Source organism: Streptomyces sp. WAC04114, assembly GCF_019733245.1.
Lineage (GTDB): Bacteria > Actinomycetota > Actinomycetes > Streptomycetales > Streptomycetaceae > Streptomyces > Streptomyces massasporeus_A.
In genome coordinates, this window is the sequence record NZ_JAIGQA010000249.1 from 1 (window position 1) to 9,477 (window position 9,477).

Sequence of the window (9,477 nt, forward strand, 5' to 3'; positions counted from 1 at the left end):
TCTCAGGTCCCGGGCGCCGATCCGGAACCGGCCGGACGGGAGACCGGCTGTTTCCGGCCGGTTCCGGATCGGCGCCCGGGACCTGAGAGAATGGTGAGCATGGCCTCTGACCGACCTCGCGTGCTCTCCGGGATCCAGCCCACCGCCGGCTCGTTCCACCTCGGCAACTACCTCGGCGCCGTCCGCCAGTGGGTGGCCCTGCAGGAGACTCACGACGCGTTCTACATGGTCGTCGACCTGCACGCGATCACCGTCCCGCAGGACCCGGCGGACCTGCGCGCGAACACCCGCCTGGCCGCGGCCCAGCTCCTCGCGTCGGGTCTCGACCCGGACCGCTGCACGCTCTTCGTGCAGAGCCACGTCCCCGAGCACGCCCAGCTCGCCTGGATCATGAACTGCCTCACCGGCTTCGGTGAGGCCGGCCGGATGACCCAGTTCAAGGACAAGTCCGCCAAGCAGGGCGCCGAGCGCGCCTCGGTCGGCCTGTTCACGTACCCGATCCTCCAGGTCGCGGACATCCTGCTCTACCAGGCCAACGAGGTCCCGGTCGGCGAGGACCAGCGCCAGCACATCGAGCTCACCCGCGACCTCGCCACGCGCTTCAACGGCCGCTTCGGCGAGACCTTCACGCTCCCCAAGCCGTACATCCTCAAGGAGACGGCGAAGATCTACGACCTCCAGGACCCGTCGATCAAGATGAGCAAGTCGGCGTCCACGCCGAAGGGCCTCATCAACCTCCTCGACGAGCCCAAGGCCACGGCCAAGAAGGTCAAGAGCGCCGTCACCGACACCGACACGGTGATCCGCTACGACGCCGAGAACAAGCCGGGCGTCAGCAACCTCCTGACGATCTACTCGACCCTCACCGGCGAGAGCATCGGCGAGCTGGAGGAGAAGTACACCGGCAAGATGTACGGCGCGCTCAAGACGGACCTCGCCGAGATCATGGTCGACTTCGTGACGCCGTTCCGGGAGCGCACCCAGCAGTACCTGGACGACCCCGAGACGCTCGACTCGATCCTCGCCAAGGGCGCCGAGAAGGCCCGCGCGGTCGCCGCGGAGACCCTCGCGCAGGCCTACGACAAGGTCGGCTTCCTGCCCGCCAAGCACTGAACGCCACGCCCGCGCACAGCCGTACCACCGAACAGCGCTGTACATCACTCCGGTTGCGCCTGCCCGTAACCCGGTCGTGGCCGTACAGTCGATAACCGGGTGGTCGTATCAGCGGCCACACTGACATGACAGGAGACGACGTGGGGACCGTAACGATCGGTGTCTCGATCGCGGTCCCGGAGCCTCACGGCAGCGAGCTCCAGCAGCTGCGCGCGGGCTTCGGCGACGCCGCTGCTCACGGCATCCCCACGCACGTCACCCTGCTGCCGCCGACCGAGATCGACGAGGCCTCCCTGCCGGCCGTCGAGGCACATCTGGCCGAGGTCGCCGCGGCCGGCCGCGCGTTCCCCATGCGGCTGTCCGGCACCGGCACCTTCCGGCCCGTATCGCCCGTGGTGTTCGTCCGGGTCGTCGAGGGCGCGGAGGCCTGCACGCTGCTCCAGCAGCAGGTCCGCGACCCCGCCGGACCGGCCCCCCGCGAACTGCAGTTCCCGTACCACCCGCATGTCACCGTGGCGCACGGCATCGACGACGCGGCCATGGACCGCGCCTTCGAGGAGCTCGCCGGCTACGAGGCCGAGTGGCCCTGCACCGGCTTCGCCCTCTACGAGCAGGGCGCCGACGACGTCTGGCGCAAGCTCCGCGAGTTCCCCTTCCGCGGCTCGGTGGTACCCCCGCAGGCCGGGCGGGTGGAGCACGGCTCCGTCCCCATCCGCTGACCCGTCCGCGGGGCCGGACTCGCGGGGTCAGACCGGAAGCCGCCGGAACACAGCGCGCGGCAGGTGCCGCAGCGCCGCCATCACCACGCGCAGCGTCCCCGGCACCCACACCGTCTCCGTACGGCGCCGCAGCCCCAGTTCCACGGCCGTCGCGACCGCCTCGGGCGTGGTCGCGAGCGGCGCCTCGGGCAGACCGGCGGTCATCCGCGTCCGGACGAAGCCGGGGCGGACGACCATGACGTGCACGCCCGTGCCGTGCAGCGCGTCGCCCAGGCCCTGCGCGAAGGCGTCGAGACCGGCCTTGCTGGAGCCGTAGATGAAGTTCGCGCGGCGGGCCCGCTCGCCCGCGACGGAGGACATCACGACCAGCGAGCCGTGCCCCTGGGACTGGAGCGAACGGGCGCACACCAGCCCGGCCGAGACCGCGCCGGTGTAGTTGGTCTGCGCGACCCGCACCGCCGCCTCCGGCTCCCGCTCGTCGCGGGCCTGGTCGCCGAGCAGCCCGAAGGCGAGCAGCACCATGTCGACGTCGCCCTCGGCGAAGACCTTGCCCAGCACGGCCTCGTGGGAGGCCGGGTCGAGCGCGTCGAAGGCGACGGTGTGCACGTCGGCCCCGAGCCCGCGCAGCTGCCCGGCGGCCTCCTCCAGGGCGGGGGAGGGGCGGCCCGCCAGCCAGACGGTGCGGGTGCGGCGGGCGATCAGCCGGCGGGCGGTCGCCAGCGCGATCTCGGACGTACCGCCGAGGACGAGCAGGGACTGGGGGAGGCCGAAGGCGTCCTTCATGACAGCAGCTCCTAGAGGTTGCTCAGAGACTGAGGCGGCGGGCCAGGTCGGACACGAACACCCCGCGCGGGTCCATCCGGGCGCGCAGTTCGCGGAAATCGTCGAGGCGCGGATACATGGCCGCGAGCAGCTCGGGGCGCAGCCGGGCGTCCTTGGCGAGGTAGACGCGCCCGCCAGCGGCGGCGACCTCCTCGTCGAGTTCGTCGAGGAACGCGCCGAGGCCGGGCAGGCCCGCCGGGATGTCCAGCGCCAGCGTCCAGCCCGGCACGGGGAAGGACAGCCAGCCCGGGTCGGACTCCCCGAAGCGCTTGAGGACGGCCAGGAAGGACGGGCAGCGGCGTTCGGAGATGCGGCGCACGATACGGCGCAGGGCGTCCTCGCGGCCGTAGCCGACGACGAACTGGTACTGCACGAAGCCGCCGCGGCCGTAGACGCGGTTCCAGTGCGGCACGCCGTCCAGGGGATGGAAGAACGGGGAGATCCGCTGGAGCCGGCCCGTCCGGGCACGGGGGGCCTTGCGGTACCAGAGCTCGTTGAACAGGCCCACGGTCGTCCGGCTGAGGAGGCCCTCGGGGAGGATCTCGGGGGTGGCCGGGAGGCGCGGCGTGCGGAAGGCGAGCGGGTCCCGGCGCAGGCGGGCGGGGAGCGCGTCCAGCGGGGCGTGGTCGCCGCGGGTGAGGACGGCGCGGCCGGTGGCGGCGCCGCGGGCCAGCAGGTCGATCCAGGCGACCGAGTAGCGGTAGCGGTGGTCGGTGGCCGCGAGCCGGGCCATCAGGTCGTCGAGGTCCGTCGCACGCTCGGTGTCGACCGACATCAGCGAGGTCTCGACGGGCTGGAGCCGGATCGTCGCGGTGAGGATCACACCGGTCAGGCCCATGCCGCCGGCCGTCGCGTCGAAGAGGGGCGTGCCGGGGATCACCGTGCGGATCTCCCCGTCGGCGGTGAGCAGTTCGAGGGCGAGGACGTGCCGCGCGAAGGAGCCCGAGACGTGGTGGTTCTTGCCGTGGATGTCGGCGCCGATCGCCCCGCCGACGGTGACGTAGCGGGTGCCGGGGGTGACCGGCACGAACCAGCCGAGCGGCAGCAGCACCTCCATCAGCCGGTGCAGGGAGACGCCCGCGTCGCACAGCACGGTCCCGCCGGCGGCGTCGATCGCGTGCACCCGGTCCAGGGCCGTCATGTCGAGCACGGACCCGCCCGCGTTCTGCGCGGCGTCCCCGTACGCCCGTCCCAGGCCCCGGGGGATCCCGCCGCGGGCCCCGCAGTCCCGGACGGCTGCCGCGGCCTCCTCGTACGACCGGGGGCGGATCAGCCGGGCGGCGGTGGGGGCGGTGCGGCCCCAGCCGGTTACGGTGGTGTGGTCCAGGCCCATGATGTCCGGGTCGGAATCGGTGTCGGCAGACATGTCCGTGACCGTATCGCCCTACTCTGGCTGATCAGTTCGGGAACATGGCATCCCTCCCCGAAATGGGTGATTAATGGGATGTCGCTCAATATTGCCGGAGTTCGGGCCTGATGGGCGTGAACAGTGAGTCCACATGGACGACCTCGACGACCTGCACCACATGGACCACCGGATCGTTTCGGCGCTCAGGGAGTGCGGCACCGACCCGCGCGTGGCAGGCGCCGCGCGCGCCCTGTCCTGGGCGGGGGAGCACGCGGCGCTGTGGCTGGCGGCGGGACTCGCCGGAGCCGCCGTGGACGGCGGGAGGCGCGGCGCCTGGCTGCGCGGCACCGCGCTGACCGCGGGGGCGCACCTGGTCAGCATGGGGGTGAAGCGGATCGTGCGCCGTCCGCGCCCCGCGCACGTCGTGCCCCTGGTGCGCACCGCCGGCCGGCACTCCTTCCCCAGTTCGCACGCCACCTCCGCCGCGGCCGCCGCCGTCGCCTTCGGCGCCCTGGGAGCACACGCGGTCCCGCCGCTCGCCGGCCTGGTGTGCGTCTCACGCCTGGTCGCCGGCGTCCACTTCCCCTCCGACATCGCCGCCGGCGCGGCCCTCGGCGCCCTCACGGCCCGGCTCGGCGCCCGCTGGATGCGGGGAGGTGCCCACCATGACTGAGACGGCCGTCCTGCGGCAGCGCACCCACGAGGAGCGGTCCGCACCACCCCGCAAGGGGGGTCTCCCGGCCGGGCTCCTCAGGACCGCGCGCCCCAAGCAGTGGGTCAAGAACGTCCTCGTGGTCGCCGCCCCGGCCGCCGCCGGCGAGCTGTTCTCCCGGCACGCCCTCATTCAACTCGCCCTGGTCTTCGTCCTCTTCACCGCCTGCGCCGCCGCCGTCTACCTCGTCAACGACGCCCGCGACGCCGACGCCGACCGCGCCCACCCCGTCAAACGGCACCGCCCCGTCGCCGCCGGACAGGTCCCCGTACCCGTCGCCTACGCCGTCGGCGGCTGCCTCGGCGTCCTCGCGCCCGCCGTCGCGGTCTGGCTGTGCGGGCCCACCGTCGCCGCCCTGCTGACCGCCTACCTCGCCATGCAAGTGGCCTACTGCATCAGCCTCAAGCACGTCCTCGTCGTCGACCTCGCCGTCGTCACGACCGGCTTCCTGATGCGGGCCATGATCGGCGGACTCGCCCTCGGTATCCCGCTGTCCCGCTGGTTCCTGATCACCACGGGCTTCGGCGCGCTGTTCATGGTGTCGGCCAAGCGCTACTCGGAAGCCGTCCAGATGGCCGGAAAGGCGGGCGCCACACGGGCGTTGCTCACCGAGTACACCACCGGCTACCTCCGCTTCGTCTGGCAGCTCGCGGCCGGTGTCGCCGTCCTCGGCTACTGCCTGTGGGCCATGGAGGAGGGCGGCGTCCCGCACACCAGCGTGCTGCCCTGGCGCCAACTGTCCATGGTCGCCTTCATCCTGGCGATCCTCCGATACGCCGTCTTCGCCGACCGCGGCACGGCCGGCGAACCCGAGGAGGTCGTCCTGCGCGACCGCGCCCTCGCGCTCATCGGCGTGGCCTGGATGGCGATGTACGGCCTGGCCGTGGCGAATTGGTGACCACGCGCGCGTGGCGCGTCCTCCGGCCCGCCGTGCGGGCGGCGCCACCCCCGTCGCGCCCCGGCGTCCCGTGGCGCCGGGAACTGACCGGCTTCGCCACCGTCGGGCTCCTCGCCTACGCCGTCGACCTGGCCCTGTTCACCGGCCTGCGAGGCCCCGCCGGACTCGACCCGCTCACCGCCAAGTCCCTGTCCTTCCTGGCCGCCTGCACGGTCGCCTACGCGGGCAACGCCCTCGGCCCCTACCGGACCGCGCGCGCACCGGGTCTGCGCCCCTACGCCGTGTTCTTCGCGGTCAACCTCGCCGGAGCCGCCGTACAACTGCTCTGCCTGGCCGTCAGCCACTACGGTCTCGGCCTCACCTCGCAGCGCGCGGACACCGTCTCGGGCGCGGTCGTCGGTATGGCGCTGGCCACAGTCCTGCGGTTCTGGGGTACCCGTACATGGGTGTTCCGGGCGGAGGGCAGAGTCGGATCATGGACTGGCTGAAAAGGCTCCCGGTGATCGGGCCGTGGTCGGAGCGGCTGATGATCACCCACGCGTGGCGGTCGTACGAGCGGCTCGACCGCGTGAAGTGGCCGCGGCTGGCCGCCGCGATGACCTTCAGGAGTTTCGTCGCGCTGTTCCCGCTGCTGACGGTGTCCGCCACCATCGCCGCCGCCACGCTCAGCACCGAGCAGGAGCACAAGCTGCAGGACAAGCTCGCCGAGCAGGTCCCCGGCATCTCCGACCAGCTGGACGTCGCCGGCCTGGTCGACAACGCCGGCACCATCGGCCTCATCGCGGGCGGGCTGCTGCTCTTCACCGGCATCAGCTGGGCCGGCTCGATGCGCGAGTGCCTGCGCGCCGTGTGGGAGCTGCCCGACGAGGAGGAGAACCCGCTCCTGCGCTACGCCAAGGACGCCGGCGTCCTGGTCGGCCTCGGCGGCGCGCTCCTCGTCACCATCGCCGCCTCCGCCGTCGCCTCCGCGATGATCGGCTGGGTCACCCGGCAGCTCGGCATCGACGAGGGCGGCTGGGGCGGGGTCCTGCTGCACATCGCCGCGTTCCTCATCGCCGTCCTCGCGAACTTCCTGCTCCTGCTCTACGTCCTCACCCTGCTGCCCGGCGTCGAGCCGACGCGCCACCGCCTGTTCGTCGCGGCGCTGACCGGCGCGATCGGCTTCGAACTGCTGAAGCTGCTGCTCAGCGGCTATCTGCAGGGCGTGGCCGCGAAGAGCATGTACGGCGCCTTCGGGGTGCCCGTCGCGCTGCTGCTGTGGATCAACTTCACCTCGAAGCTGGTGCTGTTCTGCGCCGCCTGGACGGCGACGCAGAGCAAGGAGGACGAGGTCCCCGAGATCAGGGACGAGTGCGGCGACGCACCAGATCCGGCAACGGCCAACGGCGGTTGACGAGGAACGCGCCGCCCGCGAGCAGCACCAGCACCCCGCCCGTGATGCCGAGGGCGGTCCCGATGCCGCCGGCGCCGTCCGCGGCCGGGGCGCCGGCCACCGGCTTCGAACCGGTCCCGGCCGTGCCGCTGCCACCGTCGCCGGAGCCGCCCGCCTCGCCGGAGGGGTTCGCGCCGGGCTTCGCCTGTGCCGCGCCCTTCGGCGGCACCAGCTCGCCCACCGGCTGCACCTTCCCGGCCGCCTTGAAGCCCCAGTCGAACAGCCGGGCCGTCTCCTTGTAGACCTCGTTGTGCCCGGACTTCTCCGGGTTCATCACCGTCACCAGCAGCACCTTGCCGCCGCGCTCGGCGACGCCGGTGAAGGTGGCGCCCGCGTTGGTGGTGTTGCCGTTCTTGACGCCCGCGATGCCCTCGTAGACGGGCACGTCCGCGTCACCGGCCAGCAGCCGGTTGGTGTTCTGGATCTCGAAGGACTCGCGGACCTTCTTGCCCTTCTTGCCCTTCTTGGTCTGCCCGGGGAACTTGGCCCGGACCGTCGAGGCGTACTCGCGGAAGTCCTTCTTCTGCATCCCGGAGCGGGCGAACAGCGTCAGGTCGTACGCCGAGGAGACCTGCCCCTCGGCGTCGTAGCCGTCCGGGCTGACGACGTGCGTGTCGAGGGCCTGGAGCTCCTCGGCGTGCTCGTTCATCGCCTTGACGGTGTTCTCGACGCCGCCGTTCATGGCGGACAGCACGTGCACGGCGTCGTTCCCGGAGCGCAGGAAGACGCCCAGCCACAGGTCGTGGACCGTGTACGTCTCCTCCTCTTTTATCCCGACCATGCTGGAGCCCACGCCGATGCCGGCGAGGTCCGCGGGCACGACCTTGTGCTTGGTGTCGCTCGGGAACTTCGGCAGCAGCGTGTCCGCGAACAGCATCTTCAGCGTGCTCGCGGGGGCGAGGCGCCAGTGCGCGTTGTGCGCCGCCAGCACGTCACCGGTCTCGGCGTCGGCGACGATCCAGGAGCGGGCGCTCACGTCCTTCGGCAGCACCGGTACGCCGCTCGCCAGGTTCACCTGCGTCCCCGGCCTGCCCAGCCGGGCACCGCCCACGCTCGACATCGACGCCGGGGGAGTGGCCGAGGGGCTCGCGCTCGCCGACGGGCTGTCCGAGGGCTTCGGGGCGGCCACGGCGGCGGGCGCGGCCAGGGCGAGGGACGACAGGATGGCGGAGGTGACCAGCAGGGATCGCCTGGCGGTCTTCTTCGGAGCGGGCACGGTCGGAAACGTACATGCCGTACGGGGGGAAGTCCCGCCTGCGGCCCCACCCCGGGAACGGAACAGGACACGGCCTGGCGATACTGGTCCTATGAAGCTCAGCCGCCCCGTCTCCTGGTTCCTGCTCGCCTTCGGGGTGTGGAGCTGGGTCATCTGGATCACTTTCGTCAAAAACCTCGTCAAGGACAGCAGCGGGCTCGCCTTCGACGACGGTGATCCCACGGCCTACTTCTGGGTGCACCTGCTGCTCGCGGTCGTTTCCTTCGTATTGGGGACGGTCGTGGGGGCCATCGGGTTGCGTGGTCTGCGCGCACTGCGCCGGACGTCATAGCGGCGATCGGGAGAATCCCCACCGTGATCATCGTCTTCGTACTCGTCGCCGTACTGGTCCTGACCGTCGTCGTGACGGCCAACTGGTACGTGTGGCGCCGCCTGTTCCGCGACACGACCCGTGGCCCGGGCCCGGCCCGCCGCGCCGGCGCGGTCCTGATCGCCGGCGGCTGGGTCCTGGCGATCGCGGCCCTGGTCGCCGAGCGCTCCGGCGCCCCCTTCTGGCTCCAGCAGGTCCTCGCCTGGCCGGGCTTCCTGTGGCTGGCCCTGTCGATGTACCTGCTGCTGGCGGTGCTGGCCGGCGAGATCGTCCGACCCCTCCTGCGCCGCTTCCTGGAACACCGCGCGAGACGAACGGACCAGGGCGCACGCCCCGCCCCGGCGGATTCCGCGGGCGGGCCGCCCACGACACCCGGCTCCCCCGAGACAGACCCCCAGGGCAGCGGCGGCGGAACGACCGCTGCCACGGTGGCGCCCGCAGCCGTGTCGCAGCCCGACCGTGTCGCCGTGGCGCCCACGGCCGAGACCGCCGCGCCGCAGGCGAACGGCAGCGGCGCGGCCCCCGCGCCCGCGTCCGCGACGGCGACAGGCGCGCGGCCGGGTGTCGGCGCTGCCCCCGTCTCCGCGGGGGCCGCGGAGCTCAACGGCGGTGGTGGCGGGTCCTCCACCGCGTCCTCCACCGCGTCCGCCGTGCCCGCGGCGGTCTCGCGTGCGGGTGGCGAAGGAGCGACCGCTTCCGCGGCGGCACCCGCAGCCGTGTCGCATCCCGACTGTGTCGCCGGGGCGCCCACGGCCGAGACCGCCGCGCCGCAGGCGAGCGGCAACGGTGCGGCCCCCGAGCCCGCGACCGCGTCCGAGACCGGTGATGCCGATGGAGCGCCCGCCTC

At 72.5% G+C, this 9,477-nt stretch carries 10 protein-coding genes and 1 pseudogene; 8 read left to right on the forward strand and 3 right to left on the reverse strand.

Going from position 1 to position 9,477, the window contains the following annotated elements; genetic code table 11:
- Nucleotides 1–99 precede the first annotated feature (99 nt).
- Together trpS and K4G64_RS36465 are read left to right on the forward strand one after the other, a co-directional pair.
- Complete coding sequence (gene trpS / locus K4G64_RS36460) at nucleotides 100–1,113, forward strand: tryptophan--tRNA ligase (protein ID WP_221760173.1); 1,014 nt, start codon at nucleotides 100–102, stop codon at nucleotides 1,111–1,113.
- 140 nt (nucleotides 1,114–1,253) lie between these two features.
- A complete protein-coding gene (locus tag K4G64_RS36465) occupies nucleotides 1,254–1,832 on the forward strand; it encodes a 2'-5' RNA ligase family protein (protein ID WP_221760174.1) in 579 nt (192 codons plus the stop codon).
- A gap of 27 nt (nucleotides 1,833–1,859) precedes the next feature.
- On the opposite strand, the gene K4G64_RS36470 is transcribed toward K4G64_RS36465, so the two are convergent.
- Both K4G64_RS36470 and K4G64_RS36475 read right to left on the reverse strand, forming a co-directional pair.
- Nucleotides 1,860–2,615, reverse strand: coding sequence for a decaprenylphospho-beta-D-erythro-pentofuranosid-2-ulose 2-reductase (locus tag K4G64_RS36470; protein WP_097219499.1), 756 nt, complete (start codon nucleotides 2,613–2,615; stop codon nucleotides 1,860–1,862).
- A 22-nt stretch (nucleotides 2,616–2,637) separates the two neighbouring features.
- Nucleotides 2,638–4,020 (reverse strand): FAD-binding oxidoreductase, encoded by a 1,383-nt coding sequence (locus tag K4G64_RS36475; RefSeq protein ID WP_221760175.1) that lies wholly within the window; start codon nucleotides 4,018–4,020, stop codon nucleotides 2,638–2,640.
- A gap of 133 nt (nucleotides 4,021–4,153) precedes the next feature.
- Here K4G64_RS36475 and K4G64_RS36480 point away from each other — a divergent pair, with 133 nt between their 5' ends.
- The 4 genes from K4G64_RS36480 to K4G64_RS36495 are packed head-to-tail and all read left to right on the forward strand — an operon-like array spanning nucleotide 4,154 to nucleotide 7,005.
- Nucleotides 4,154–4,675: a phosphatase PAP2 family protein gene (locus K4G64_RS36480; RefSeq protein ID WP_221760176.1), complete on the forward strand. Its 522-nt coding sequence runs from the start codon at nucleotides 4,154–4,156 to the stop codon at nucleotides 4,673–4,675.
- A complete protein-coding gene (locus tag K4G64_RS36485; RefSeq protein ID WP_221760177.1) occupies nucleotides 4,668–5,612 on the forward strand; it encodes a decaprenyl-phosphate phosphoribosyltransferase in 945 nt (314 codons plus the stop codon). The genes K4G64_RS36480 and K4G64_RS36485 overlap by 8 nt, the downstream gene beginning before the upstream one ends.
- 32 nt (nucleotides 5,613–5,644) lie before the next feature.
- A complete protein-coding gene (locus K4G64_RS36490; protein ID WP_221760180.1) occupies nucleotides 5,645–6,100 on the forward strand; it encodes a GtrA family protein in 456 nt (151 codons plus the stop codon).
- Nucleotides 6,088–7,005, forward strand: coding sequence for a YihY/virulence factor BrkB family protein (locus K4G64_RS36495; RefSeq protein ID WP_221760178.1), 918 nt, complete (start codon nucleotides 6,088–6,090; stop codon nucleotides 7,003–7,005). Before K4G64_RS36490 ends, K4G64_RS36495 begins: the two co-directional genes overlap by 13 nt.
- Here K4G64_RS36495 and K4G64_RS36500 read toward each other — a convergent pair.
- A complete protein-coding gene (locus K4G64_RS36500; RefSeq protein ID WP_374206496.1) occupies nucleotides 6,953–8,260 on the reverse strand; it encodes a D-alanyl-D-alanine carboxypeptidase family protein in 1,308 nt (435 codons plus the stop codon). The genes K4G64_RS36495 and K4G64_RS36500 overlap by 53 nt on opposite strands.
- Nucleotides 8,261–8,351: 91 nt before the next feature.
- On the opposite strand from K4G64_RS36500, the gene K4G64_RS36505 reads away from it, so the two are divergent.
- Complete coding sequence (locus K4G64_RS36505; protein ID WP_190902210.1) at nucleotides 8,352–8,591, forward strand: SCO4848 family membrane protein; 240 nt, start codon at nucleotides 8,352–8,354, stop codon at nucleotides 8,589–8,591.
- 23 nt (nucleotides 8,592–8,614) lie between these two features.
- Nucleotides 8,615–9,477: pseudogene (locus K4G64_RS40820) on the forward strand (hypothetical protein); the annotation flags it as partial.

Bases quoted from the DNA above. Each gene is read 5' to 3' on its own strand.
- K4G64_RS36475 (WP_221760175.1), bottom strand. From the start codon at position 4,020: ATGTCTGCCGACACCGATTCCGACCCGGACATCATGGGCCTGGACCAC.
- K4G64_RS36480 (WP_221760176.1), top strand. From the start codon at position 4,154: ATGGACGACCTCGACGACCTGCACCACATGGACCACCGGATCGTTTCG.
- K4G64_RS36505 (WP_190902210.1), top strand. From the start codon at position 8,352: ATGAAGCTCAGCCGCCCCGTCTCCTGGTTCCTGCTCGCCTTCGGGGTG.
- K4G64_RS36495 (WP_221760178.1), top strand. From the start codon at position 6,088: ATGGACTGGCTGAAAAGGCTCCCGGTGATCGGGCCGTGGTCGGAGCGG.
- trpS (WP_221760173.1), top strand. From the start codon at position 100: ATGGCCTCTGACCGACCTCGCGTGCTCTCCGGGATCCAGCCCACCGCC.
- K4G64_RS36470 (WP_097219499.1), bottom strand. From the start codon at position 2,615: ATGAAGGACGCCTTCGGCCTCCCCCAGTCCCTGCTCGTCCTCGGCGGT.
- K4G64_RS36485 (WP_221760177.1), top strand. From the start codon at position 4,668: ATGACTGAGACGGCCGTCCTGCGGCAGCGCACCCACGAGGAGCGGTCC.